This is a genomic window from Streptomyces sp. JH14 (assembly GCF_029428675.1).
Taxonomy (GTDB): domain Bacteria; phylum Actinomycetota; class Actinomycetes; order Streptomycetales; family Streptomycetaceae; genus Streptomyces.
Window position 1 is genome coordinate 1,526,816 of the sequence record NZ_JAJNEL010000001.1, and the last position, 25,604, is coordinate 1,552,419.

Consider the following 25,604-nt stretch of genomic DNA (forward strand, 5'->3'; position numbering starts at 1 on the left):
GTTGCGATTATCGGCCTCTGTCGGGGCTCCGCGTGGCACAGATCCGGACAGGTACGAGAACTGGCTCGGTACGGTCGAAGGGTCGGCGCGATGGAGTTGATTGCAGGCAATCCGGCAGAACCGCGCACGGGCGGTACGGCGGAGGCGGTACGGGACGACGCGGACCGGCCCGACGCGCAGCGGACCGCCGGCCCCGACCGAGCCGCGCGGGCCAGGGGCGCGCTCCTGGGACTCGCCGTGGGCGACGCGCTGGGCGCACCCGCCGAGAACCTGCGGCCGTCCGAGATCCGCCACCGCTGGGGCCGGATCGAGGGCTTCGTCAGCGACGATCCGGCCGGCACCGACGACACGGAGTACGCGATCTTCTCCGGCCTGCTGCTCGCCCGGCACGGTTCGGCGCTGACCGTCACGCAGGTCGAGCGTGCCTGGCATCTGTGGATCGCCGACCTGGACGAGGGGCCGTTCCGCGGCGCCGGGTTCAGCGAGCGCGGCACCCTGGAGAACCTGCGCCGTGGCCTGGCCGCCCCGATCTCCGCCCAGCACCGGCACGCCTGGAGCGACGGGCTCGCGATGCGGGCGGCCCCGTTCGGCGTCTTCGCGGCGGGCCGTCCCGCGGAGGCCGCGCGCCTGGTCGCGATCGACGGGCAGGTCAGCCATGACGGCGAGGGCATCTACGGCGGCCAGGCGGTGGCGGCCGGAGTGGCCGCGGCCATGGTGGGCGCGGGGGTCACGTCCGTGATCGCGGCCGCGCTGTCCGTCGTACCGATGGACTCCTGGACGGCACGCTCGCTGCGGCGGGCGGTGACGGCCGCACAGCACGCGCACCCCGACCGCCTCACGAGGGAACGCGCGGTGCGCTCCGCGGTGGTGGTCGGCGGCTATCCGTGGACGGACCTGGCGCCGGAGGCGGTGGGCCTGGCGTTCGGCGCGTTCGCGGCGGCCCGCGGCGACTTCCGTACGGCGGTGCTGACCGCGGTCAACATGGGCCGCGACGCGGACACGACGGCCGCGGTGGCGGGAGCGCTGGCCGGCGCCCTGGGCGGGGAGTCCGCGATCCCCCGGACCTGGGGGGAGGCGATCGGCCCGGTCCGGGGCAGCTGCCTGCCGTCGATGCGGGGCTACCACGTTCTGGACATCGCGGAGCTGCTCACACCGGACGAGACGGACGGGGCCCGGACGGCGGGACGCGACGGAACCGGCGACACGACGGGGTCCGCCGGGGTCGGCGGCACCCGTGCCCCGGGACGTACGTCCGGCGGCGCCGCCCGTTCGGACGGGTCGGCGTCGCCTCCGCCCCCACCACCGCCTCCGTCCGCCGGGGCCGGCCGCGCGGGAGCGGCGTCATGACCACCGCACACGGTGCCCATCCCCACCCGGACGACCGTCCCGCCCCGTCCCGCACCCGGTCCCTGCCCGGGCGCCGGGCCCGGATCGAGGGGCTGCTGCTCGGGCTGGCCTCCGGGGACGCCGCCGGCTGGCCCGCGGCGCGCCACCGCGCGGCCCGGATGCCCGAGTGGACCCGGCGGCTCACCCGGGAGCTCGACACCTTCGCCGAGCAGAACGCCACGACCACCCTGCCCGTGCCCATCGCCCTCAATCAGCCGCCCGAGCCGCTGCGGCTCGGCCCCTCCGACGACGCCGAGTGGGCCGCGTTCGCTGCGGGCACCGTGCTCGCGTCGGCGGCCGGTCCGCTGCACGGCCTCTCCCCCGACCGCCGGATGCGGGCCGCCATCGACGTCGCCTGGAACGCGCTGGCCGCGGAGGTCGCCGCGGCCGCCGCACGGGCGCCCGAGGTCGAGTCCGCCGTCCTCCCGCTGCGTGCCCGGATCTCGGTCCGGGCCGGTCTCGGCAATCTCGCGGCCGGGCTGCGGCCGCCCGCCACGGGCCACGACAACCCGCACTACTTCGACGACGCGGCCTGCGTCAGGGCCGCCGTCCTGGCGATCGTCCACCCCGGCCGACCCGGGTCCGCCGCCGAACTCGCCGAGTTCGACGCCCGGTACACCCAGGACGGCGACGGTGTGCACGGCGCCCGTGCGATGGCCGCCGCGATCGCCGAGGCGCTGGGCGGAGCCGACGTCGACACCGCGGTGAACGCCGCGCTCGCGCAGCTCCCCGACGGCACCGAGATCGCCCGCAACGCCGCCCACGCCGTGCGGATCGCCCGTGACTTCGTCGGCGAGGCGGCCGGCGCCTTCGCACTCGTACCGGTGCTGGAGCATCAGATCGTCGACCACGTCTACAGCTACGGGATCGCCGCCGCCGAGACCGTGCCGGTCGCCCTCGCCCTGACCACCGCCGCCCGCGGCGAGATCGCCCAGGCCATTCCCGCCGCGGCCTGCCTGTCGCGGGTCGCGGACTCGGCGCCCGCCCTGGCCGGGGCGCTGACCGGTGCACTCGGCGGCGTCGCCACCGTCCCGGACGGCTGGCGCGAGGCCTGCCGCACCCTCGCGGGGTGCGCACTGCCCCGTCTCGCGGGCACTGATCTCATCGAACTCGCCGGGCTGCTGACAGACACGGAACCGACCCCTCCGGGTGGACAATTCCGACATGACTCGCATGACGCCCATGTCCCCCACGATGTACACGCCGAACAGAACACCCACGGCGCTCGGCCTCGATGACCGGATCACCGGCGCCCTGGTCGGCGCAGCCGTCGGCGACGCCCTCGGCGGTCCGGTCGAGGGCCGGCCCCCCGAGCAGATCGTCGAGCGCCACGGCGGCCGGATCACCGGCATCGTCGGCCCGTGGGACGGCGACGAGTGGCGCACCGCCCGCCCCATCGCCCCGTACCACAAGGGCGACGGCCACGTCACCGACGACACCTTGATGACCCATGCGCTGGTACGGGTGTACGGCACCGTACGGGACCATCTCGACGCGTACGGCGTCGCCGACCATCTCGTGCCCGAGCTGATCTCGTCCCCGCGCTGGATCCCCGAGCTGGAGGCCGAGGCACTGCCGCTGCAGCGGATCTTCCTCGCCGAGAAGTGGATCGTCGCCCGGCTGCACTACGGCCATGTCGATCCGCGCGAGGCCGGCAACGGGAACATCGTGAACTGCGGGGCGGCGATGTACATGGCGCCGGTCGGCCTGGTCAACGCCGCCCACCCGCGGGCCGCGTACGCCGAGGCACTGGATGTCGCGGGCGCCCATCAGTCGTCGTACGGCAGGGAGGCCGCCGGCGTCTTCGCGGCGGCCGTCGCCGCCGCCTGCGCCCCGGGCGCGACGCCCGGCACCGTCGTCGACACCTGCCTGTCGCTCGCCAAGGACGGGACCCGGGCCGCCATCGAGGCGGTGTGCGAAACAGCGGCCCGGCACCGGGACTTCGAGACGGCGCTGGCGCCGCTGCGTAGCGCCGTCGCCCCCTTCGACACCGTCGGGCCCGACTACCGCACACCGTCGCTGGGTGCCCGCCGCCCGTCCCGGCTGCACTCCATCGAGGAGCTGCCGATCGCTCTCGGCATGCTGCTGGTCGCCGACGGGGACTACCGGCACGCGGTGCTCGGCTCGGTCAACTACGGCCGGGACTGCGACTCGATCGCCACGATGAGCGGTGCGCTCGCGGGCGCGCTGCACGGCGAGACGGCGATCCCGGCCGCTTGGGTGAAATCGGTCGCCGAGGCCAGCCGCCTCGATCTGCACGCACCGGCGCGGACCCTGGCGGACGTCGCCCGTGAAGTGTTCGCCCGGGACACCGCCCGGCGGCGTGCGCATGAGGCGGCGTTCGGCACGCTGGCGGGCACGACATGACCGTGCGGGTCACCTGGGTGCAGCCCGAGGACCTGATCGGGCACGAACTGCGCCAGGCGGCCGAGGACGGCCGGGACGCGCGGGAGATCGAGCGCCGGTGGTACGCGGCGGGCGGCGCCCCCGCCCCGGAGCGGGCGGGCGCGTCCAAGCCCTCCGCGCCCCCTGCCCTGCGCGCGCTCGCCGGCCGGCTGCTCGACGAACTCGCGCGGTCGGCTTCGCCGTTGGCCGTCGACGAGCCCACGGATCTGGCCGGGATCCGGGCGGCCTGCCCGCACTGGCCCACGCCCCGCAGGGACCCTCCCCCGGTCGGTGCGGCCCGGCTGGAGGCGGCCTGGCTGGGCCGGGCCGCCGGCTGCCTGCTCGGCAAACCCGTCGAGAAGCTGCCCCTCGCCGGGATCCGGGCGCTGGCCCGCGCCACCGGGAACTGGCCGCTCACCACCTGGTTCACCGCCAGGGGACTGCCCGCCGAACTGGCCGCGGCGTACCCCTGGAACCGCCGCTCCGCATCCACCTCGCTCGCGGAGAACATCGACGGGATGCCGGAGGACGACGACCTCAACCACCCGCTCCTGACCCTGCTGCTGATCCAGCGGTACGGACGGTCCTTCAGCACGGCCGATCTCGCCCGGCTCTGGCTCGACGAACTCCCCGCGGGCCGGACGTTCACCGCCGAGCGGGTGGCGTACCGCAATCTGCTCGACGGCGTCGAACCACCGGACACCGCCCGGTACCGCAACCCGTTCCGGGAGTGGATCGGCGCCCAGATCCGCGCCGATGTGCACGGCTGGACCCACCCCGGCGACCCAGTGGCCGCCGCCGAGCAGGCGCACCGGGACGCGCTCCTCACGCACACCGGCAACGGGGTGTACGGGGCGATGTTCACCGCCGCCGCGCTCGCCGAGGCGGCCGGCGGCGAGGCCGATGTGCACGGCGCGCTGGCGGCCGGGCTGCGCGTCGTGCCGCCGCGCTCGCGCTTCGCGCACGCGGTCCGCACCGGGATCGGGGCGGCGCGCGAGGAGCCGGACTTCGACGCGGTCGCCGACCGTCTGCACGCCGCGTTCGGCGCGTACCACTGGGTCCATGTGCTGCCCAACGCCGCGCTGCTCGCCGCCGCCCTCACCCATGCCGACGGCGACTTCTCCGCCTCCATCTGCCGTGCGGTGTCCGGCGGTTGGGACACCGACTCGAACGGTGCGACCGCGGGATCGCTGGCCGGTCTGCTGGCCGGCCGGCCCGAGGCGCTGCCCGACCGGTGGACCGCTCCCCTCAAGAACCGCCTCGCCACGTCGATCCCGGGTTTCGGCTCCATCGGCTTCGACGCACTCGCTGAACTGACCTACCAGGAGGCACTTCGCCCATGACCGCCATCGCGGTGCTCGGCAGCACCAATATGGACCTTGTCGCGTACGTCGCACGGGCCCCGGAGCGCGGGGAGACCGTCACCGGAAGGGAGTTCCGCACCATCCCCGGCGGCAAGGGCGCCAACCAGGCCATCGCCGCCGCCCGCGCGGGCGGAGAGGTGCTGATGATCGGCGCGGTCGGCGACGACGCGTACGGCACGCGGCTCCGGGCCGAACTTGAGCACGCAGGCGTCGAAACCGATCTGCTGCACACCGCCGAGGGCCCCAGCGGCACCGCGCACATCGTCGTCGACGACACAGGCGGCAACGCCATCGTGGTGGTCCCCGGCGCCAACGGCACCATCCACACGCTCGGCCCCGGCGAGATGGCCGCCATCGCGGAAGCCGATCTGCTGCTCCTCCAGCTGGAACTGCCCCTGCCGGCCGTGATCGAAGGGGCCCGGATGGCCCATGAGCAGGACGTCCGGACGATCCTCACCCCCTCCCCCGTCCAGCCCCTTCCGGACGAACTCCTGGCATTCGTCGACCTGCTGATCCCCAATGAGCACGAGGCGTGCGCCCTCTCCGGGAAGTCCGAACCCCACGCGGCCGCCGAGATCCTGCTCCGGAAGGTCCCCGAGGTCGTCATCACCCTCGGCGGGAAGGGCTGCCTGTACGCATCCCGGGGCGGCGAACCGGTCCACTTCCCCGCCCCCGAGGTGACCGCCGTCGACACCACCGGCGCCGGGGACACCTTCGTCGGTACGCTCGCCGTGGCGCTCGGCGAGGGACGGCCCATGGCGGAGGCGCTGGCGTGGGCGTCGTCCGCCGCAGCGCTCTGTGTGCAGAAACCCGGCGCCTCGACGTCCATGCCGTACCGCGCCGAGATCGACGCCGCATGAGCGCGCCCACGGAAGCACCCCTCACCGGCCTGCGGGTCCTCGACCTCGCCACGCTCTTCGCGGGCCCCCTCGCGGCCACCATGCTCGGCGACTTCGGCGCCGAGGTGATCAAGGTCGAGCATCCGCGCAAACCCGATCCGTCACGCGGTCACGGGCCGGCGAAGGACGGCATCGGCCTCTGGTGGAAGCTGCTCGGCCGCAACAAACGCAATCTCACCCTCGACCTCGCCGGCCCCGGCGGCCGCGACGTCCTGCTCCGGCTGGCCGCCTCCACCGACGTGATCATCGAGAACTTCCGGCCGGGGACCCTGGAGCGCTGGGGCATCGGCTGGGAAGAGCTGCACGCCGTCAACCCGCGGCTCGTACTGACCCGGGTCACCGGCTTCGGCCAGTTCGGCCCGTACGCGCACCGCCCCGGCTTCGGCACGCTCGCCGAGGCGATGAGCGGCTTCGCCGCGATCACCGGGGAGCCGGACGGGCCGCCCACCCTGCCGCCGTTCGGGCTCGCCGACTCGATCGCGGCGCTCGCCACCGCGTACGCCGTGATGGCGGCGCTGGCGGGCCGGGACCGTACCGGGGAGGGCCAGGTCGTCGACATGGCGATCATCGAGCCGATCCTGACCGTGCTCGGCCCGCAGCCGCTCTGGTACGACCAGCTCGGCTACGTACAGGAACGCACCGGCAACCGCTCGCGCAACAACGCCCCGCGCAATACGTACCGCACGTCCGACGGCCAGTGGGTCGCCGTCTCCACCTCCGCCCAGTCCATCGCCGAACGCGTGATGCATCTGGTCGGGCGGCCGGAACTGATCGACGAGCCGTGGTTCGCGTCCGGCACCACCCGCGCCGAGCACTCCGACGAACTCGACGAGGCGGTCGGCAACTGGATCGCCCGGCACACCCGCGACGACGCGATCTCCGCCTTCGAGAAGGCGGAGGCGGCCATCGCGCCCATCCAGGACATCCGCGACGTGATGCAGGACCCGCAGTACCGGGCCCTGGACTCCATCACCGAGATCATCGACCCCGATCTCGGCCCGCTGCGGATGCAGAACGTCCTCTTCCGGCTGTCCCGGACCCCCGGCGCGATCCGCTGGACCGGCCGCCCGCACGGCGCGGACACCGACGAGATCCTGACCGGGCTCGGCCTGTCGGCCACGGACATCGCCGCACTGCGAGCAGAGAGCGCCCTGTGACATCGCCCGAAGAAACCCATCTGACCTGGCTGTACGTTCCCGGGGACCGGCCCGACGTGGTGCGCAAGGCGCGAGACTCGGGCGCGGACGTGGTGATCGTCGACCTGGAGGACGCGGTCGCACCGGACCGCAAGGAGTATGCACGGTCCGCCACCGCCGAACTCCTCGCCGAACCGGCCGCCGACACGGCCGCGCCGGTGCATGTCCGGGTCGCCACCGAGGCCGACGTGCTGACCCTGGCCGGACTGCCAGGCCTCGCCGAACTGCGCCTGCCGAAGATCACGCACGCCGCGACCGTCCACCACATCGCGGCGCTGGCCCCCGGTGTCGCGCTCTGTCCGCTGCTGGAGTCGGCACTCGGTATCGAACATGCGTACACGATTGCCGCCTCCCATCCCCAGGTCCGCTCCATCGCCCTGGGCGAGACCGATCTCCGGGCCGATCTGGGGGTACGGGACGACCGGGGCCTCGACTGGTCGCGCAGCCGGGTGGTGGTCGCGGCCCGCGCAGCCGGCCTCGCCCCGCCGACCCAGTCGGTGTTCCCGGACGTCCGGGACCTGGACGGCCTGCAGCACTCCTGCGCACACGGTCGTGCGCTGGGCTTCGTCGGCCGGGCCGCGATCCACCCGCGGCAGCTACCGGTCATCGAACGGGCGTTCCGGCCCACGCGGGAGGAGATCGACTCGGCCCAGGAGATCGTGGAGGCGGCGCTCGCGGAGGCGGGGGCGCTGGCGCTGCCGGACGGACGGTTCGTGGACGCGGCGGTGGTGGCGGCGGCCCGCCGGACGCTGGCGCTGGCGGAACGGATGGGGTGACCCGAAAGCGTGAAGGACGGGTAGACACTCCAGCTCCTCCGGCGATCCAGGAGCACGGGTGGGGTCCGGGGAGTCCGGGGTGGCGCCCCGGTTCGGGAAGGGACGGAGGGGAACGCCAAAGGCCCCGGACCACATGGTCCGGGGCCTTTCGTAGACCTGGCCGGTGTCAGGCGTTCTTGGCTGCCTCCGCGGCGCCGTTCTTCTCCGTCGCCCGAGCCTCACCGTCACGCTCGGCGTCATCATCGGCATCCGGGTCCGGTGCCGAAGCCGCGTCCGCGTCCGGTTCCGAAGCGGCGTCCGGAGCCGAGGCCGCGTCCGCGTCCTGCTCGCCCTCGGCCGCCTCCACGCCCTCGGCCGCCTCCACGCCCTCGGCCGCCTCGACGGCCCCCGGCTCGACAACCTCCTCGCGCCCCGGCCGCACCTTCGCCGAGATCACGATGTACGTCACCGCCAGCACGAATACGATCAGCGCGGTCCACACGTTCAGGCGCAGGCCCAGAATGTGGTGGGCCTCGTCGACCCGCATGTACTCGATCCAGCCCCGCCCCGCGCAGTACGCCGCGACGTACAGCGCGAACGCCCGACCGTGCCCGAGCTTGAAGCGGCGGTCCGCCCAGATCACCAGGAGCGCGACGCCCACGCACCACAGCGACTCGTACAGGAACGTGGGGTGGTACGTCCCGGCGACCCGGTTGGGGCCGTCGCTGATCTTCAGGGCCCACGGCAGATCCGTCGCCTTGCCGTAGAGCTCCTGGTTGAACCAGTTGCCCCAGCGGCCGATCGCCTGGGCAAAGGCGATGCCGGGGGCGAGCGCGTCGGCCCAGGCCGGCAGCGGGATCCCGCGGCGGCGGCAGCCGATCCAGGCGCCGACGGCACCGAGCGCGATCGCGCCCCAGATGCCGAGGCCGCCCTGCCAGATCTTGAAGGCGTCGACCCAGTCCTCACCCTTGCTGAAGTACAGCTGGTAGTCGGTGATGACGTGGTAGAGCCGACCGCCGACGAGGCCGAAGGGCACCGCCCAGACGGCGATGTCGGCCACCGTGCCGGCTGTGCCGCCCCGGGCGATCCAGCGCTTGTTGCCGAACCAGACGGCGACAAACACACCGATGATGATGCAGAACGCGTAGCCGCGGAGCGGGATCGGGCCGAGCTCGATCACGCCGGTCGACGGGCTGGGAATGTAGGCAAGGTCCATGACAGGGTCGACGCTACCTTGCCGGGCGGGACCTGCGGCAACCCGCCCGACAACTTCTGGGTAACGAGCGTGTCGTCACATCCCCCCGACGGCGGAAGCCGGCCGAGGTCAGGAGGCGGACGGCGTCGGAGTGACCTTCCCCGGCTTCTTCCCCTTGTTGGCCTCGGCGACCCACTTTTTCAGGTTCGCCACCGTGATCGCCTCGTTCCCCTTCTTCGGGAAGATCGATTCACCGTTGAGCAGCGCGGTGGGCGTGCCCCGGAAGCCGCCGTTCTGGAACGCGGTGTTGGACTTCTTGACCCAGGTGTCGTGCGTGCCGTCCTCGACGCAGCTGCGGAAGGCGGGGGTGTCGAGGCCGTCGACCTTGCCCGCCAGCTCGATCAGCTTGCTGCTCTTGCCGAAGGCGTCGTCGGTCTCCTCCGGCTGGTTGCGGTAGAGGACGTCGTGGTAGGCGGAGAACTTGCCGACGTTCTGCGCGCAGGCCGCCGCATTGGCCGCGTCCAGCGAGCCGCTGCCGCCGAGGTTGCCGTCGATGATTGTGGCCAGGTGGTATTCGACCTTCAGCTGACCGCTGCCTTCCAGCTCGTGGATCGTGTCCCGGAACGCGTTCTCGAACTGGGCGCAGACCGGGCAGCGGAAGTCCTCCCAGATGGTGAGCGTGGACGGGGCATCGTCCGCGCCCACCGGGATGGCCAGGTTGTCCTTGCCGGTCGCCCCGGACGGCGCGACGACGGGACCGGACCCACTGGCCTTGTCGCCCTTGCCGCCCGAATTCGCGGCGATCACGCCGACGACGACGGCGAGCGCCAGCACACCCACCACCGCGACGGAGACGATCAGCGTGCGCCGGCGGCGCTCACGCGCCTTCTCCTGCTCACGCTGCTGGATGAGCCGGTCGCGCGCGGCCCTTTTTCCCTCTTGGTTGTTCTCGCTCACACCCGCAGCAACGAACCGGGGAGGCACCTGCGTGCCTCCCCGGTCCCAGGTCCACCCGTTCGGGTGAGGCCCGATGTCAGCGCTTTCGAACACCCTCGGCGAGTTCGCCGGCCAGCGAGCGGACGGCGGCCAGGCCGGACGTCTCGTCGGAGGCGTCCAGCATCCGCTTGACGAAGGCGGAGCCGACGATCACTCCGTCGGCGAAGCCCGCGACCTCGGCGGCCTGCCGGGCGTCGGAGACGCCGAGGCCGACGCAGACCGGGAGCGTGGTGGTGGCGCGGGTGCGCCGCACCAGTTCCTGGGCCTGCTCGCCGACCGATTCGCGGGTGCCGGTGACACCCATCAGCGAGGCCGCGTAGACGAAGCCGGAGCCGGCCGCGGTGATGGCGGCGAGGCGCTCGTCCTTGCTGCTCGGCGCGACGACGAAGACGGTCGCGAGACCGTGCTTGTCGGCGTGCTCGCGCCACACCGAGGACTCCTGGACCGGCAGGTCGGGCAGGATGCACCCGGCGCCGCCCGCCTCGGCGAGCTCGGCGGTGAAGCGCTCGATGCCGTACCGGTCGATGGGGTTCCAGTACGTCATGACGAGGATCGGGGCGCCGGTCGCCTCGTAGGCCTCGCGGACCGTACGCATCACGTCGGCGACCTTCACACCGCCGCGCAGGGCGATGTCGTCGGCGGTCTGGATGACCGGTCCGTCGAGCACCGGGTCGCTGTGCGGCAGGCCCACCTCGACGACGTCGGCGCCACCGGCGACGACCGCCTTGACGGCCTCGATGCCGCCGTCGACCGTCGGGAACCCGGCCGGCAGGTAGGCGATGAGCGCGGCGCGGTCCTCGGCCCGGGCCGCCGCGAGGGTGGAGCTCAGCAGCTCGATGTTGCCGCTCACTGGACGTCTCCCTCGATCTCGGCGTCGCCGTTGTCCGCGTCCGCCTCGACGGTCGCGTCCGTCTCGTACAGCCCGAAGTAACGGGCCGCCGTGTCCATGTCCTTGTCGCCGCGCCCGGACAGGTTGACCAGGAGCAGCGCGTCCCGGCCGAGTTCCCTGCCGACCTCCAGGGCGCCGGCCAGCGCATGGGCGCTCTCGATGGCCGGGATGATCCCCTCGGTGCGCGACAGCAGCCGCAGCGCCTGCATGGCGTCGTCGTCGGTGACCGCGCGGTACTCGCCGCGGCCGATGTCCTTGAGGTACGAGTGCTCCGGGCCGATGCCCGGGTAGTCCAGTCCGGCCGAGATGGAGTACGGCTCGGTGATCTGGCCCTCGTCGTCCTGGAGGACGTAGCTGCGCGAACCGTGCAGGATGCCGGGCTCGCCCGCGGTCAGGGTCGCCGCGTGCTCACCGGTCTCCACGCCGTGTCCGGCGGGCTCGCAGCCGATCAGCCGGACGGCCGCGTCGGGGATGAAGGTGTGGAAGAGCCCGATGGCGTTGGAACCGCCGCCGACACACGCGATCGCGGCGTCCGGCAGCCGTCCGGTCCGCTCCAGGATCTGCCGGCGGGCCTCGACACCGATGACGCGGTGGAAGTCGCGGACCATCGCCGGGAAGGGGTGCGGGCCCGCGACCGTGCCGAAGAGGTAGTGCGTGCGGTCGACGTTGGCGACCCAGTCCCGGAACGCCTCGTTGATGGCGTCCTTGAGCGTGCGGGAACCGGACTTCACGGCGATGACCTCGGCGCCGAGCATCCGCATCCGCGCCACGTTCAGCGCCTGCCGCTCGGTGTCGATCTCACCCATGTAGATGGTGCATTCGAGGCCGAAGAGGGCGCAGGCGGTCGCGGTGGCGACGCCGTGCTGTCCGGCACCGGTCTCGGCGATGACACGGGTCTTGCCCATGCGCTTGGTGAGCAGCGCCTGGCCCAGCACGTTGTTGATCTTGTGTGAGCCGGTGTGGTTGAGGTCCTCGCGCTTGAGGAAGATCCGGGCGCCGCCCGCGTGCTCGGCGAAGCGCGGCACCTCGGTCAGTGCGCTGGGCCGGCCGGTGTAGTTGACCATGAGCTCATTGAGCTCGGCGGCGAAGGCCGGGTCGGCCTTCGCCTTGTCGTACTCGACGGCGACCTCGTCCACGGCGGCGACGAGCGCCTCCGGGATGAACTTGCCGCCGAACGCACCGAAGTAGCCCTCGGCGCTGGGGATCAGACCCTCGGGGTCCGGAATGAAGAAGTCAGATGACATCCGACGTGCTCCTCGTCATGGCAACGGGTGGGTTCACCGTATGCGCCGCGAGCGGAGCGCCGCCGCGACCGGGAGTGGTCGGGCGGTGCGGGTCGTACGTACGAAAGGAGAGGTACGGGTACGTCGGCCGGGGCTCGCTACGGCGCGGTCCCCGTGCGCCATCGCATGCCGTTGACCTGGCCGGGCTCGTCACCGATCACGTACCGCACCCGCCGGCCGTGCACGCGGCGCGCGGGGGCGCGGCAGCCGCGGGGGCGGCAGCCGCGCGCCAGCGGCGCGTGCGGATCCCGGGCAGCCGTCACCCCGGCGAGGCGCGGGCCCCGACGGGTGCGGGGCGCGGGACGGTCGGCGGACACGGTGCGGGTCAGCTCCGTCCGTGCCGCAGGGCCGGGTGGGCGCCCGCGGCGACCAGGTCGGCGACGGCGGCGCGCGGGTCGCGGCCGGTGACCAGGGACTCACCGACGAGCACGGCGTCGGCGCCGGCGTTGGCGTAGGCGATGAGGTCGTGCGGGCCGCGGACGCCGGACTCGGCGACCTTGACGATGCCCGCCGGGATCTCCGGGGCGACGCGCTCGAATGTCGAACGGTCGACCTTGAGGTCCTTCAGGTTGCGCGCGTTGACACCGATGATCTTCGCTCCGGCGGCCACGGCACGCTCCGCCTCCTCCTCGTCGTGCGCCTCGACCAGCGGCGTCAGGCCGATGGACTCGGCGCGCTCGATCAGGGAGACGAGGGCCTCCTGGTCGAGGGCGGCGACGATCAGCAGGGCGAGGTCGGCGCCGTAGGCGCGGGCCTCCCAGAGCTGGTACGAGGTGACGATGAAGTCCTTGCGCAGGATCGGGATGTCGACCTTGGCGCGCACGGCTTCCAGGTCGGCGAGCGAACCGCCGAAACGGCGCTCCTCGGTGAGGACGGAGATGACGGACGCGCCACCGGCCTCGTAGTCCGCGGCGAGCGCGGCAGGGTCGGCGATCGCGGCCAGGGCCCCCTTGGAGGGGCTGGAGCGCTTGACCTCGCAGATGACGGTCACGCCCTCGCCGCGCAGGGCGGCGACTCCGTCCTTGGCCGCGGGAGCGCGCGCCGCGCGCTCCTTGAGCTCGTCGAGGCTGACGCGCGCCTGCCGCTCTGCGAGGTCGGCGCGTACGCCATCGATGATCTCGTCGAGCACACTCACGCGAGCGGCCCCCTTCCGGGACGGTGATGAGGGAACAGGATCAGCCATCTCGATGGTATCCGCAGGAAGGCCCCGGGTTCACATCCGGCCGACGGATGTCCCACTACCTGGGCAATCACGGCGCCAGCATCGATCCGAACGGCAGATTCCGGACGACGGTGAAGATCAGCAGCACCGCGCCGATCCCCCACATCCAGACCGGCGCCAGACCGATCCGTACGGGCCTTCCCCTGCTGGCGCGGACCATCCAGACCACCCAGAAGACGGCGAAGGCCGCGTAGCCGACGACCGCGAGGGCATTGGAGCCGAGGGCGCCCGCGATATCGCCGTGCGCGACGGCGTGGGCGCTGCGCAGCCCGCCGCAGCCGGGGCAGTACAGGCCGGTGAGCCGGAGCAGCGGGCAGACCGGATAGTGGCCCGGCTGGTTGGGATCGACGGCGCCCACGTAGCCGAAGGCCGCGACGACGGCGGCCATGACCCCGACGGGGGTGGCGAGCCGGCGGACGGCCGACCGGGGCACCGGCGCGGGCGGGAAGCAGGGCGGGGGCCCGGGCGGAAGGACCGGCGCGGGCGGGCCGGATGCGGCGGCGGGAGAGGGCGAGGCGTCCACGCGGTGATTGTCCCCGCTCACGCCGAAAGGCGCAGCCCGAACCGGGCTGCGCCTCGCACGACGGGTCCGACCGGGGTCAGGAGGAGACCTGGGCCCGTCCGGCACGCGCCCTGGCCGCGGCCAGCTCGGCCGACTCCTTCGGCATGCCCAGGCCCGCGGCCTTCATCGCCAGACCGACGATCCCGCCGATGAGGATGACCACCATGCCGGCCCAGAAGCCCAGCGGGTTGGCCGCGACCATGAACAGGCCTGCGATGCAGAAGCCGATGAAGGCGATGATGACACCGGTCCAGGCGGCCGGGGTGTGTCCGTGGCTGCTGCCCGCCATGAGTTGCTCCTCGTTGGTGTTGCGCTGGTGATATCGCTGTACGCAAAGCTGGTGCCGCTGCGGTGCGCTGTGCAGAAAAGGCTGCTGCTCTGCAGCGGGCTCAGCGCCATTGTCCCGTACGTCCGGGTGCGACGTGAGCTGGGGGTCATGCCTCGCGCGTCGGGTCCTCGCCGCGGTCCAGGGCCTTCCACAGGTCCTCGGGCCGGTCCGGGTCCGGGGCGGTGCGGGTGGTCCTGCGCGGGCGCGGGGTGCCGTCCCGTTCGTACCGTCCCGACATCGTGGGCCAGAACTTCCCGTACCGCAGGGCGAGCAGTCCGGCGAGGAGGATCAGCAGGCCGCCGGCGGCGGTGACGTACGGCCACGCGGTGTGGCTCAGCGCGTCGATGGTGGCGGAGGCGTCGCCGGTGGTCTGCGCCGCCTTCTCGTCGAGGGCGGCGCTGTCGGCGGCGCCGAGGTAGGCGCTGACTCCGGCGCCCAGTCCGCTGAGGGCGAGCAGCCCGGCGACGAGCAGCCGGCCGGCACTGCGGACGGCGAAGACGGCGACGAGGGCGGCCAGACCGACGATGGCGAGGGCGGCGGGGAGACCGGTGACGTCCTGGCCGTCGACCCTCAGCGGCAGTGCGCCGCCGGCGACGGCGGCCTTGCCCTCGGCCCAGGTCTGGCCGGAGGCGAGGAGGACCACGGTGGCGCCGATCGCCCCGAGAAGCAGGCCGACGGCCAGGCTGCGGCGGCTTCCCGTGGCGTCGGGCGCGACGACGGCTTGGGCACGGGGCTGGGGTACGGGAACAGCACTCACGTACCCCACTATCCCTTACCCGGTCAGTTCGTGTGGAGGCGGTTGGCGGTATGGACGGCGCGGAGCACCGCTGCGGCCTTGTTGCGGCACTCGGTGTCCTCCGCGACCGGGTCGGAATCGGCCACGATGCCCGCTCCGGCCTGGACGTACGCGGTGCCGTCGCGCAGCAGCGCCGTGCGGATGGCGATGGCGGTGTCGGAGTCGCCGGCGAAGTCCAGATAGCCGACGCAGCCCCCGTACAGTCCGCGACGGGTGGGTTCGAGCTCCTCGATGATCTGCATGGCACGGGGCTTGGGGGCGCCGGAGAGGGTACCGGCCGGGAAGCAGGCGGTGAGGACATCGAAGGCGGTACGGCCCTCGGCGACGCGGCCGGTGACGGTCGAGACGATGTGCATCACGTGCGAGTACCGCTCGATCGACATGAAGTCGACGACCTCCACGCTGCCGGGCACGCAGACCCGGCCCAGGTCGTTGCGGCCGAGGTCGACGAGCATCAGGTGCTCGGCGCGCTCCTTCGGGTCGGCGAGGAGTTCGTCGGCCAGGGCCTGGTCCTCCTGCGGGGTGGCACCGCGGGGCCGGGTACCGGCGATCGGGTGGACCATGGCGCGCCCGTCCTCGACCTTGACGAGGGCCTCCGGGCTGGAGCCCGCGACGTCGAAGCCGTCGAACCGGAAGAGGTACATGTACGGCGACGGGTTGGTCGCGCGCAGCACCCGGTAGACATCCAACGCGCTTGCCGTGCACGGGGTTTCGAAGCGCTGGGAAGGGACGACCTGGAAGGCCTCGCCGGCCCTGATGCGCTCCTTCACGTCCTCGACGGCGTCCTGGAAGGCCGGACCGCCCCACAGTGCGGTGTACGGCGGGAGTTCGGACGCGGGGAGGGTGGCGGGGGCGCTCTCGACCGGACGCGAGAGGTCCGCCTCCATGGCGTCGAGGCGGGCGACGGCGTCGGCGTACGCCTCGTCCACCCCGGTCTCCAGGTCGTTGTGGTTGATCGCGTTGGCGATCAGCAGGACGCTGCCGTCCCAGTGGTCGAGGACGGCGAGGTCCGAGGTGAGCAGCATGGTCAGCTCGGGGAGCTTCAGGTCGTCCCCGCCGTGCTCGCCGATCCTCTCCAGCCGCCGCACGATGTCGTACCCGAGGTAGCCGACCATGCCGCCGGTGAACGGCGGCATGCCGGAGTGCAGGTCCCGCGGGGTGTGCAGGGCGTCGATGGTGGCGCGCAGGGCGTCGAGCGGGTCGCCGTCGACGGGCACGCCGACGGGCGGGGTGCCCAGCCAGTGGGCCCGGCCGTCGCGGGCGGTGAGGGTGGCGGCGCTGCGTACCCCGATGAAGGAGTAGCGCGACCAGGTGCGGCCGTTCTCCGCGGATTCGAGGAGGAACGTGCCGGTGCGCTCGCCCGCGAGCTTGCGGTAGAGCGCGACCGGGGTGTCGCCGTCCGCGAGAAGCCGGCGGCTGACGGGGATGACACGCCGGTCGGCGGCCAGCTTGCGGAAGGTCTCGAGATCCATGACGGCTGACCCTACTGGCCGAGCGGGAGGACGTCGGCGTCGAAGCAGGTGCGGTCGCCGGTGTGACAGGCCGCTCCCGTCTGGTCGACCTTGACGAGGACGGTGTCCGCGTCGCAGTCGAGGGCGACGGATTTGACCAGCTGGATGTGACCGGAGGTGTCGCCCTTGACCCAGTACTCCTGGCGGCTGCGGGACCAGTAGGTGCAGCGGCCTGTGGTGAGGGTGCGGTGCAGGGCCTCGTCGTCCATCCAGCCGAGCATCAGCACCTCACCGGTGTCGTACTGCTGGGCGATGGCCGGAACGAGTCCGTCGGCGCCGCGCTTGAGGCGGGCGGCGATGGCGGGGTCCAGGCTGCTGGCGGGCGGGGTGCTGGGCGCGGGCGTGCTGGTCATGTGCCCCATTGTGCCGTGGCCGCACGAGCCTTTCGGCGGGCCGTCCACTGGGCGGACTGCGTGCACCGGTCGTACGCTGGCGGTCATGTCGACCCATGCAAAGCGTGAACGACTTCTGCTCGCCGACCTGTTGGAGGCGGCGGGCCCCGAAGCCCCGACCCTGTGCGAAGGCTGGACGACTCGCGACCTCGCCGCCCATGTGGTGGTTCGCGAGCGCCGCCCGGACGCGGCGGCCGGGGTGCTGCTGAGCCCGCTGAAGAGCCGGCTCGACCGGGTGCAGGCCGAATTCGCCGAGAAGCCGTACGAGGAGCTGATCCAGCTCATCCGTACGGGCCCGCCCCGGATGTCACCGTTCGGGCTGAAGCCGGTGGACGAGGCGGCCAACACGGTGGAGTTCTACATCCACGCCGAGGACGTGCGCCGGGCGCAGTCCGACTGGTCGCAGCGCGAGCTCGACCCGGTCTTCGCCGACGCCCTGTGGTCGCGCATGGAGAAGGCTGCGCGGCTGATGGGGCGCAAGGCCCCGGTGGGGCTGGTGCTGCGCCGCCCGGACGGACAGACGGCGGTGGCCCACAAGGGGACTCCGGTGGTGACGGTGACCGGGGAGCCGGGCGAGCTGCTGCTCTTCGCGTCGGGGCGCCAGGACGCGGCGCACGTGGAGCTGGAGGGCGACAAGGAGGCGGTCACCCGGGTGAGCAAGGCCCAGCTGGGCATGTAGGGCGTACGGGGCCGGCCGGCACGGAACCGCCCGGCGCAGCCGGCTGCCGGCCCGCCGGCGCCTGCGGGTGCCTGCGGGTGCCTCTCCCCCGTCCGGCGGTCGAGGACATCCTCAGCAAGTCCTGCGTTCGGGACCGGGGCAGCGCCCCGGTCCCGGGAAGGGGCGGGCCGAGGAACGGGAAACACCCCTGCCCGCCGCACCTTCAGCGAACCGGGTGCCCGGCCTCCCGCAGCGCGCCCTTGACTTCGGAGATCCGCAGATCACCGAAGTGGAAGACGGACGCGGCCAGCACCGCATCCGCCCCCGCCGCGATCGCCGGCGCGAAGTCCGCGAGCCGGCCCGCGCCCCCGGAGGCGACGACGGGGACCGTCACATGCGCGCGGACCGCCGCGATCATCTCGGTGTCGTAGCCGTCCTTCGTGCCGTCCGCGTCCATCGAGTTGAGCAGGATCTCGCCCGCACCCAGCTCGGCGGCGCGGTGCGCCCATTCGACGGCGTCGATGCCGGTGCCCCTGCGGCCGCCGTGCGTGGTGACCTCGAAGGTGCCCTCGGCGGTGCGCCGGGCGTCCACGGAGAGCACCAGCACCTGACGCCCGAACCGCTCGGCGATCTCCCGGATGAGCTCGGGGCGGGCGATGGCCGCGGTGTTGACGCCGACCTTGTCGGCACCGGCCCGCAGCAGCTTGTCGACGTCGTCGGCGGTGCGGACGCCGCCGCCGACGGTGAGCGGGATGAAGACCTGTTCGGCGGTGCGGCGCACCACGTCGTAAGTGGTCTCCCGGTCACCGCTGGACGCGGTGATGTCCAGGAAGGTCAGCTCGTCGGCGCCCTCGGCGTCGTACAGCTTCGCCATCTCGACGGGATCGCCCGCATCGCGCAGGTTCTGGAAGTTGACGCCCTTGACGACACGGCCGTTGTCGACGTCCAGGCACGGGATGACTCGTACCGCGAGACTCATTGCGCACCTGCCCTGTAGGCCTCGATCTCGACCTCGACGACCAGGCTGGGGTCGACGAAACCGGACACGATGATCATGGAAGCCGCGGGGCGGACATCGTCGAACAGCTCCTTGTGAGCACGGCCGACCTCGTCCACGTCCCGGGCGTGTGTGAGGTACATCCGGGTACGGACGACGTCCTCGCGGCCGAGCCCCACCTGCTTCAGCGCGTCGAAGGCGACGTTGAAGGAGGTGACGGCCTGCTCGTACGGGCCGCCCGCGGAGATCTGCCCGCCCACCACCGACGTGCAGCCGGCCACCAGGACGAGCCCGTTGGACAGCTCCACCGCGCGGGCGTAACCGAACTTCTCCTCCCAGGGTGCGCCCGTGAAGACACGGCGTACGGGGTCGGTCATGCGGAGACCGCCCGGAGCGCTTCCTCGAGGGTGAACGCCTTCGCGTACAGCGCCTTGCCGACGATCGCGCCCTCGACGCCGTCCGGCACGAGCGAGGCGATCGCGCGCAGGTCGTCCAGCGAGGAGACGCCGCCGGAGGCGACGACGGGCTTGTCGGTGGCGGCGCAGACGTTCTTCAGGAGCTCCAGGTTGGGGCCCTGCAGTGTGCCGTCCTTGGCGATGTCGGTGACGACGTAGCGGGCGCAGCCCTCGGAGTCGAGACGGGCGAGCGTCTCGTAGAGGTCGCCGCCGTCGCGGGTCCAGCCGCGCCCGCGCAGCGTCGTACCGCGGACGTCGAGGCCGACGGCGATCTTGTCGCCGTGCTCGGCGATGACCTTGGCGACCCACTCCGGGGTCTCCAGGGCGGCGGTGCCGAGGTTGACCCGGGTGCAGCCGGTGGCGAGGGCCGCGGCGAGCGAGGCGTCGTCACGGATGCCGCCGGACAGTTCGACCTTGATGTCCATGGAGCGGGCGACCTCGGCGATCTGCGCCCGGTTGTCACCGGTGCCGAACGCCGCGTCCAGGTCGACGAGGTGCAGCCATTCCGCGCCCGCCCGCTGCCAGGTGAGGGCGGCCTGCAGGGGGTCGCCGTACGAGGTCTCGGAGCCGGACTCGCCGTGCACGAGGCGGACGGCCTGGCCGTCGCGGACGTCGACGGCGGGAAGGAGCTCAAGCGTGGTGGGCATCAGAGTGTTCCGATCCAGTTGGTCAGCAGCTGGGCGCCGGCATCGCCGGACTTCTCGGGGTGGAACTGGGTGGCCCACAGGGCGCCGTTCTCCACCGCGGCGACGAACGGCTCGCCGTGGGTGGCCCAGGTGACCCGGGGGGCACGGATCTTGGGGTTGGTGACTTCGAGGCCCCAGTCGTGCACGGCGTAGGAGTGCACGAAGTAGAACCGGGCCTCGGCGTCGAGTCCGGCGAAGAGCTCGGAGTCCTCCGGGGCTCGCACGGTGTTCCAGCCCATGTGCGGGACGATCGGGGCCTTCAGCGGGGTGACGGTGCCGGGCCATTCGTCGAGGCCCTCCGTCTCCACGCCGTGCTCGATGCCGCGCTCGAAGAGGATCTGCATGCCGACGCAGATGCCCATCACGGGCCGGCCGCCGGAGAGCCTGCGGCCGATGATCCATTCGCCGCGGGCCTTCTTCAGCCCCTCCATGCAGGCGGAGAACGCGCCGACGCCGGGCACCAGCAGCCCGTCGGCGTTCATCGCCCTGTCGTAGTCGCGGGTGATCTCGACGTCCGCGCCGACGTGGGCGAGGGCGCGCTCGGCGGAACGGACGTTGCCGAAGCCGTAGTCGAAGACGACGACCTTCTTCTGGTCACTCACAGGTCGCTCCCTCAGTCCCAGAGTCCCTGGATCCGCAAGGCACCTGCGACCAGGCACATCACGGACGCGATCCCGAGCAGCACGATGAGGCCCTTGGGCATCTTCTGCTTCGAGAAGGAGTAGACGCCGCCGGCCAGGAAGAGGCCGAGGACGATCAGTACGGTGTTGAGGCCGGTCACAGGGCGCCCTTCGTGGACGGGAGGATTCCGGCAGCGCGCGGGTCGTGCTCACAGGCGTAGCGCAGGGCTCGGGCCAGCGCCTTGAACTGGCACTCCACGATGTGATGGGCGTTGCGGCCGTACGGGACGTGGACGTGCAGGGCGATCTGCGCCTGGGCGACGAACGACTCCAGGATGTGCCGGGTCATCGTCGTGTCGTACGAGCCGATCATCGGCGCGATGTTCTCCGGCTCGGTGTGCACCAGGTAGGGGCGGCCGGAGAGGTCGACGGTGACCTGGGCGAGCGACTCGTCCAGCGGGACGGTGCAGTTGCCGAAGCGGTAGATGCCGACCTTGTCGCCGAGCGCCTGCTTGAAGGCGGCGCCGAGGGCGAGGGCGGTGTCCTCGATGGTGTGGTGCGTGTCGATGTGCAGGTCGCCGTCGGTCTTCACGGTGAGGTCGAAGAGGCCGTGGCGGCCGAGCTGGTCGAGCATGTGGTCGTAGAAGCCGACCCCGGTCGACACATCGACCTTGCCGGTGCCGTCGAGGTTGACCTCGACGAGCACCGACGTCTCCTTGGTGGTGCGTTCCACGCGGCCTACGCGGGGGCTCATCCGTCGTGCTCCTTCTTGAGTTCGCGCACCGCATCGAGGAACGCGTCGTTCTCTGCCGGGGTCCCTGCGGAGACCCGCAGCCATCCCGGTACGCCGTTGTCCCGGACCAGGACGCCCCGGTCGAGGATCTGCTGCCAGGCGGTGTGGCTGTCGGCGAAGCGGCCGAACTGGACGAAGTTGGCGTCCGAGTCGGTCACCTCGAAACCGAGTGCGCGCAGCTCCGTGACGATCCGGTCGCGCTCGCTCTTGAGCTGGGCGACGTACCCGAGGAGCGTATCGGTGTGTTCCAGGGCGGCGAGCGCGGTGGCCTGGGTGATGGACGACAGGTGGTACGGCAGCCGCACCAGCTGGACGGCGTCCACGACCGCCGGGTCCGCCGCGAGGTAGCCGAGCCGCAGGCCGGCGGCGCCGAACGCCTTCGACATGGTGCGCGAGAGCACCAGGTTCGGCCGGCCCTCGATCAGCGGGAGCAGCGAGGGGTGGTGGCTGAATTCGCCGTACGCCTCGTCGACCACGACCATCGACGGCCTGGCGGCCTGGGCGGCGTCGTACAGCGCGCGGACGGTGTCCGCGTCGACGGCGGTGCCCGTGGGGTTGTTGGGCGAGGTGATGAAGACGACGTCCGGCCGATGTTCGGCGATGGCCTCGCGCGCCGCCGCGACATCGATGGTGAAGTCGTCCTTGCGCGGACCGGAGATCCATCCGGTGCCGGTACCGCGGGCGATGAGAGCGTGCATCGAGTACGAGGGCTCGAAACCGATCGCGGTGCGTCCGGGGCCGCCGAAGGTCTGCAGCAGCTGCTGCAGCACCTCGTTGGAGCCGTTGGCCGCCCAGACGTTGGCGAGAGCGACCTCGTGCCCGGCGGTGCGGGTGAGGTAGCGGGCCAGCTCGGTACGGAGCTCGACGGCGTCCCGGTCGGGGTAGCGGTTGAGTGCGCGGGCGGCCTCGCGGACGCGCTCGGCGATCCGGTCGACGAGCGCCTCGGGGAGCGGGTACGGGTTCTCGTTGGTGTTCAGCCGGACGGCCACGTCGAGCTGGGGCGCTCCGTACGGGGACTGTCCGCGGAGCTCGTCCCGGATCGGCAGGTCGTCGATACGGGTGGTGCTGCTGTTCGTCACTGCTGCGGGACCTTCCAGCCACTGTGCTCGTCCGGTTCGCCTCCGGCACGGTGCTCGTCCGGTTCGCCTCCGGCAAAACGAGCCTTGATTGCTGCGCCGTGGGCGGGGAGGTCCTCCGCCTCGGCAAGGGTGACCACGTGGTGCGCGACCTCGGCGAGCGCATCGCGGGTGTAGTCGACGATGTGGATGCCGCGCAGGAAGGACTGCACGGACAGACCCGAGGAGTGGCAGGCGCAGCCGCCGGTCGGCAGGACGTGGTTGGAGCCCGCGCAGTAGTCGCCGAGCGAGACCGGGGCCCACGGGCCGACGAAGATCGCTCCGGCGTTGCGGACCCGGCCGGCGACCGCGGCGGCGTCGGCCGTCTGGATCTCCAGGTGCTCGGCGGCGTACGCGTCGACGACCTTGAGGCCGTCCTCCAGGTCGTTGACCAGGACGATCGCGGACTGGCGGCCGGCCAGCGCGGGCTCGATCCGGTCGGTGACGTGCTTGCTCGCGGCGACCTGAGGCTTCAGTTCGGCCTCGGTGGCGGCGGCCAGCTCCTCGGAGTCGGTGACCAGGACCGCGGCGGCCATGGGGTCGTGCTCGGCCTGGCTGATCAGGTCCGCGGCGACGTGTACCGGGTCGGCGGTGGAGTCGGCGAGGATCGCGATCTCGGTGGGTCCGGCCTCGGCGTCGATGCCGATGCGGCCCTTGAGGAGGCGCTTGGCCGCGGCGACATAGATGTTGCCGGGGCCGGTGACGAGGTTCACCGGAAGACATTCGGCCGTTCCGTACGCAAACATCGCGATGGCCTGGGCGCCACCGGCCGCGTACACCTCGTCGACGCCGAGCAGGGCGCAGGCGGCGAGGATGGTGGGGTGCGGCAGGCCGCCGAACTCCTTCTGCGGCGGGGAGGCGACGGCAATGCCCTCGACGCCCGCCTCCTGGGCCGGTACGACGTTCATGACCACGGACGACGGGTAGACCGAGCGTCCGCCCGGCACATACAGGCCGACGCGCTCGACGGGCACCCACTTCTCGGTGACCGTGCCGCCGGGAACGACCTGGGTGGTGTGCGTGGTGCGGCGCTGCTCGTGGTGGACGAGACGGGCGCGGCGGATCGACTCCTCGAGAGCGGCCCGCACGGCGGGATCCAGCCGCTCCAGCGCATCGGCGATCGCCGATGCCGGGACCCGGATCGATTCGAGCCGTACGCCGTCGAACTTCGCCCCCCAATCGATCACTGCCGCTGAGCCACGATGGCGTACGTCCTCGCAGATGGGGCGCACCGTCTCCAGTGCGGCCTCCACGTCGAACTCGGCTCGGGGCAGCAGGTCGCGCAGGTCGCCGCCCTCGGGGAGGGCACCGCCGCGCAGATCGATTCGAGAGATCACACCGCAATTCTCTCAGACCGCTTCCGGCAGCAGTCCGCCCGTATCACTGACTGATACATGTCCGGCCGTCACCGGCGACCACTCCCGGCCACAGCTGACCACTGGCGTTCACGGCGTCACACAGAGGGAACACAGTGGGCATAACAACTGCAAGCGGGAGGGGCCACGGTGACCGAACCGCACAGCGATGACATTCCGGACGGTCTCAGCGCGGCCGAGCTGGGGATGTGGCAGGCCTTCCGGAACGGCAGCACCTACGATCTGCGCACCCGTGACACGGTCCGGGACGATCCGTTCGCGCCGACGATCTGGGGCGCGGAGCGCAGTGTGGATGCGCGGGTGGTCGCCCGGCTGCTGCTGAGCGGACCGCCGGCCAGGCCCGGGCGTGTCGCCGCACTGAAGCTCCGGGGGGTACGGATCACCGGGACGCTGGATCTTGCGGGTGGTCGCGTCGCACCGTACGTGGAACTGACGGGGTGCCGTCTGGAGAACGAGGTGCTGCTGCCCGAGTGCCACTTCACGACATTGCGGATGGCCGGCTGCGCGGCGCCCCGGCTGGAGGCTGCGCGGCTGCGCACCGAGGGCGATCTGCATCTGCCGCGCTGCCGGATCGAGCGCGGGATCCGGCTCACGGACGCCCACATCGGCACGGATCTCCTGCTCAACCAGATCGCGCTCGGGGCCGACCGGCAGGGCCGCGCCCTCGCCGGGGACGGGCTCACGGTCGCCCAGGACCTGCAGGCGGAGATGGTGGAGGCACGCGGCGAACTGAGTCTGCGCGGGGCGAAGGTCGGCGGTTCGATGAGCCTGCGCGGCAGCCGTCTGAAGGCCGGGCCGGGGCGGCGGGCGCTGAACGCCCCGCAGCTGACCGTGGAGCGCACGCTGTACATGACCGAGGCGTGGGTGAGCGTCGACACCGGCAACCAGGGGACCACTCCCCCGTACGGCATCGTCATGGCGCCGACCCCGGCGCACGGCTCCCGCTCGCAGATCTTCGAGTGCCGCGGCGGGGTGCGGCTGGACGACGGCCGGTTCGGTGACGCGGTCGACCTGCACAAGGCACGGTTCGTCCTGACACCCCACGAGGAGCTGTCGCTGCGCCGGATCGTCACCCCGGAGCTGCGGTTCAACGCGGAGCGCCCCGAGGAGGGCAGGGTCGTGCTGAACGGCGCGAAGGTCGTCACGCTGATCGACCTGTCGACCAGCTGGCCCGGACCGGGCGGTCTCGCGATGGGCGGCTTCGTGTACGAGAACCTCGTCCCGTACGGGCACTTCCCCCTCTCCCGGCGCCTGGAGTGGGTGGCGGCGGCGACCCCGGAGTACGTGCCGGAACCGTACGAACGGCTGGCGGCCGTGCTGCGCAACTGCGGGGAGGACGCGGACGCCCGCGAGGTGCTGCTCGCCAAGCAGCGGCGGCGCCGCGAGACGCTGCCGCCCGCCGCGAAGCTGTGGGGAATCCTGCAGGACTGGACGGTGGCGTACGGCTACCGGCCGGGCCGGGCGGCGGTGTGGATGGCGGTGCTGTGGGCGGCGGGGGCGATGGCCTTCTCGCAGTACGAGCCGGCACCGATCAAGCGGGACGAGCACCCCGAGTGGAACGCGGCGCTGTACGCACTGGACCTGCTGGTGCCCGTGATCAACCTCGGGCAGGACGGGTACTGGCGGATGGAGGGCGACTGGCAGTGGGCGGCGGCCGCCCTGGTGCTGCTGGGATGGATACTGGCCACCACCGTGGCCGCGGGCGCGTCCCGGCTGCTGCGCAGGGGGTGACCGACGGCGCCCGG

The 25,604-nt window shown here is 72.4% G+C and carries 28 protein-coding genes; 9 read left to right on the top strand and 19 right to left on the bottom strand.

Annotation, left to right across the window (positions count from 1 at the left end):
* Positions 1-90 precede the first annotated feature (90 nt).
* The 7 genes from LRD69_RS06890 to LRD69_RS06920 are packed head-to-tail and all read left to right on the top strand — an operon-like array spanning position 91 to position 8,006.
* Complete coding sequence (locus tag LRD69_RS06890) at positions 91-1,347, top strand: ADP-ribosylglycohydrolase family protein (protein WP_277325665.1); 1,257 nt, start codon at positions 91-93, stop codon at positions 1,345-1,347.
* On the top strand, positions 1,344-2,624 hold the full coding sequence (locus tag LRD69_RS06895; RefSeq protein WP_277325666.1) for an ADP-ribosylglycohydrolase family protein: 1,281 nt from the start codon (positions 1,344-1,346) through the stop codon (positions 2,622-2,624). Before LRD69_RS06890 ends, LRD69_RS06895 begins: the two co-directional genes overlap by 4 nt.
* Complete coding sequence (locus tag LRD69_RS06900; RefSeq protein ID WP_277329649.1) at positions 2,560-3,753, top strand: ADP-ribosylglycohydrolase family protein; 1,194 nt, start codon at positions 2,560-2,562, stop codon at positions 3,751-3,753. The genes LRD69_RS06895 and LRD69_RS06900 overlap by 65 nt, the downstream gene beginning before the upstream one ends.
* On the top strand, positions 3,750-5,114 hold the full coding sequence (locus tag LRD69_RS06905; RefSeq protein WP_277325667.1) for an ADP-ribosylglycohydrolase family protein: 1,365 nt from the start codon (positions 3,750-3,752) through the stop codon (positions 5,112-5,114). Before LRD69_RS06900 ends, LRD69_RS06905 begins: the two co-directional genes overlap by 4 nt.
* On the top strand, positions 5,111-5,995 hold the full coding sequence (gene rbsK / locus LRD69_RS06910; RefSeq protein ID WP_277325668.1) for a ribokinase: 885 nt from the start codon (positions 5,111-5,113) through the stop codon (positions 5,993-5,995). The genes LRD69_RS06905 and rbsK overlap by 4 nt, the downstream gene beginning before the upstream one ends.
* Entirely contained in the window at positions 5,992-7,191 is a 1,200-nt protein-coding gene (locus LRD69_RS06915; protein WP_277325669.1) for a CoA transferase, read from the top strand. Before rbsK ends, LRD69_RS06915 begins: the two co-directional genes overlap by 4 nt.
* Positions 7,188-8,006 carry a CoA ester lyase gene (locus tag LRD69_RS06920; RefSeq protein WP_277325670.1) on the top strand — a complete coding sequence of 273 codons (819 nt, stop codon included), beginning with the start codon at positions 7,188-7,190 and terminating at the stop codon, positions 8,004-8,006. Before LRD69_RS06915 ends, LRD69_RS06920 begins: the two co-directional genes overlap by 4 nt.
* A gap of 166 nt (positions 8,007-8,172) precedes the next feature.
* Here the strand turns inward: LRD69_RS06920 and lgt are convergent, their stop codons facing one another.
* From lgt to hisI, 11 genes are all read right to left on the bottom strand, one after another.
* Positions 8,173-9,201, bottom strand: a complete 1,029-nt coding sequence (gene lgt, locus LRD69_RS06925; protein WP_277325671.1) for a prolipoprotein diacylglyceryl transferase — start codon at positions 9,199-9,201, stop codon at positions 8,173-8,175.
* A gap of 108 nt (positions 9,202-9,309) precedes the next feature.
* Complete coding sequence (locus tag LRD69_RS06930; protein ID WP_277325672.1) at positions 9,310-10,137, bottom strand: thioredoxin domain-containing protein; 828 nt, start codon at positions 10,135-10,137, stop codon at positions 9,310-9,312.
* 76 nt (positions 10,138-10,213) lie between these two features.
* Positions 10,214-11,026: a tryptophan synthase subunit alpha gene (gene trpA, locus LRD69_RS06935; RefSeq protein ID WP_277325673.1), complete on the bottom strand. Its 813-nt coding sequence runs from the start codon at positions 11,024-11,026 to the stop codon at positions 10,214-10,216.
* Complete coding sequence (gene trpB, locus LRD69_RS06940) at positions 11,023-12,309, bottom strand: tryptophan synthase subunit beta (RefSeq protein ID WP_277325674.1); 1,287 nt, start codon at positions 12,307-12,309, stop codon at positions 11,023-11,025. The genes trpA and trpB overlap by 4 nt, the downstream gene beginning before the upstream one ends.
* Positions 12,310-12,446: 137 nt before the next feature.
* Positions 12,447-12,611, bottom strand: a complete 165-nt coding sequence (locus LRD69_RS06945) for a tryptophan synthase subunit(beta) (protein ID WP_277329650.1) — start codon at positions 12,609-12,611, stop codon at positions 12,447-12,449.
* 62 nt (positions 12,612-12,673) lie between these two features.
* A complete protein-coding gene (gene trpC / locus LRD69_RS06950) occupies positions 12,674-13,483 on the bottom strand; it encodes an indole-3-glycerol phosphate synthase TrpC (protein ID WP_030972813.1) in 810 nt (269 codons plus the stop codon).
* Positions 13,484-13,598: 115 nt separating this feature from the next.
* Positions 13,599-14,093 (bottom strand): DUF2752 domain-containing protein, encoded by a 495-nt coding sequence (locus tag LRD69_RS06955; RefSeq protein ID WP_277325675.1) that lies wholly within the window; start codon positions 14,091-14,093, stop codon positions 13,599-13,601.
* Between the two features lie 76 nt (positions 14,094-14,169).
* Positions 14,170-14,421, bottom strand: coding sequence for an HGxxPAAW family protein (locus LRD69_RS06960; RefSeq protein ID WP_277325676.1), 252 nt, complete (start codon positions 14,419-14,421; stop codon positions 14,170-14,172).
* 145 nt (positions 14,422-14,566) lie between these two features.
* Entirely contained in the window at positions 14,567-15,226 is a 660-nt protein-coding gene (locus tag LRD69_RS06965; RefSeq protein ID WP_277325677.1) for a TIGR02234 family membrane protein, read from the bottom strand.
* Between the two features lie 14 nt (positions 15,227-15,240).
* Complete coding sequence (locus LRD69_RS06970; RefSeq protein ID WP_277325678.1) at positions 15,241-16,728, bottom strand: anthranilate synthase component I; 1,488 nt, start codon at positions 16,726-16,728, stop codon at positions 15,241-15,243.
* A gap of 11 nt (positions 16,729-16,739) precedes the next feature.
* Positions 16,740-17,120, bottom strand: coding sequence for a phosphoribosyl-AMP cyclohydrolase (gene hisI, locus LRD69_RS06975; RefSeq protein ID WP_030972822.1), 381 nt, complete (start codon positions 17,118-17,120; stop codon positions 16,740-16,742).
* Positions 17,121-17,205: 85 nt separating this feature from the next.
* Between hisI and LRD69_RS06980 the strand changes: the two genes are divergently transcribed.
* The gene (locus LRD69_RS06980) at positions 17,206-17,838 is read left to right on the top strand and encodes a TIGR03085 family metal-binding protein (protein ID WP_277325679.1); all 633 of its coding nucleotides are present in this window, start codon (positions 17,206-17,208) and stop codon (positions 17,836-17,838) included.
* 202 nt (positions 17,839-18,040) lie between these two features.
* Here the strand turns inward: LRD69_RS06980 and hisF are convergent, their stop codons facing one another.
* The 8 genes from hisF to hisD are packed head-to-tail and all read right to left on the bottom strand — an operon-like array spanning position 18,041 to position 23,820.
* Positions 18,041-18,796 (bottom strand): imidazole glycerol phosphate synthase subunit HisF, encoded by a 756-nt coding sequence (gene hisF / locus LRD69_RS06985; protein WP_277325680.1) that lies wholly within the window; start codon positions 18,794-18,796, stop codon positions 18,041-18,043.
* Positions 18,793-19,191, bottom strand: a complete 399-nt coding sequence (locus LRD69_RS06990; RefSeq protein ID WP_277325681.1) for a RidA family protein — start codon at positions 19,189-19,191, stop codon at positions 18,793-18,795. Before LRD69_RS06990 ends, hisF begins: the two co-directional genes overlap by 4 nt.
* Positions 19,188-19,916: a bifunctional 1-(5-phosphoribosyl)-5-((5-phosphoribosylamino)methylideneamino)imidazole-4-carboxamide isomerase/phosphoribosylanthranilate isomerase PriA gene (priA, locus tag LRD69_RS06995; protein WP_277325682.1), complete on the bottom strand. Its 729-nt coding sequence runs from the start codon at positions 19,914-19,916 to the stop codon at positions 19,188-19,190. The genes LRD69_RS06990 and priA overlap by 4 nt, the downstream gene beginning before the upstream one ends.
* A complete protein-coding gene (gene hisH, locus LRD69_RS07000; protein WP_277325683.1) occupies positions 19,916-20,557 on the bottom strand; it encodes an imidazole glycerol phosphate synthase subunit HisH in 642 nt (213 codons plus the stop codon). Before hisH ends, priA begins: the two co-directional genes overlap by 1 nt.
* 11 nt (positions 20,558-20,568) lie before the next feature.
* Positions 20,569-20,736 carry a hypothetical protein gene (locus LRD69_RS07005; protein WP_277325684.1) on the bottom strand — a complete coding sequence of 56 codons (168 nt, stop codon included), beginning with the start codon at positions 20,734-20,736 and terminating at the stop codon, positions 20,569-20,571.
* On the bottom strand, positions 20,733-21,329 hold the full coding sequence (gene hisB / locus LRD69_RS07010) for an imidazoleglycerol-phosphate dehydratase HisB (RefSeq protein ID WP_277325685.1): 597 nt from the start codon (positions 21,327-21,329) through the stop codon (positions 20,733-20,735). Before hisB ends, LRD69_RS07005 begins: the two co-directional genes overlap by 4 nt.
* Entirely contained in the window at positions 21,326-22,447 is a 1,122-nt protein-coding gene (locus LRD69_RS07015) for a histidinol-phosphate transaminase (RefSeq protein ID WP_277325686.1), read from the bottom strand. Before LRD69_RS07015 ends, hisB begins: the two co-directional genes overlap by 4 nt.
* Entirely contained in the window at positions 22,444-23,820 is a 1,377-nt protein-coding gene (gene hisD / locus LRD69_RS07020) for a histidinol dehydrogenase (RefSeq protein ID WP_277325687.1), read from the bottom strand. The genes LRD69_RS07015 and hisD overlap by 4 nt, the downstream gene beginning before the upstream one ends.
* Before the next feature lie 168 nt (positions 23,821-23,988).
* Between hisD and LRD69_RS07025 the strand changes: the two genes are divergently transcribed.
* Positions 23,989-25,590, top strand: a complete 1,602-nt coding sequence (locus LRD69_RS07025; protein ID WP_277325688.1) for an oxidoreductase — start codon at positions 23,989-23,991, stop codon at positions 25,588-25,590.
* Positions 25,591-25,604 lie beyond the last annotated feature (14 nt).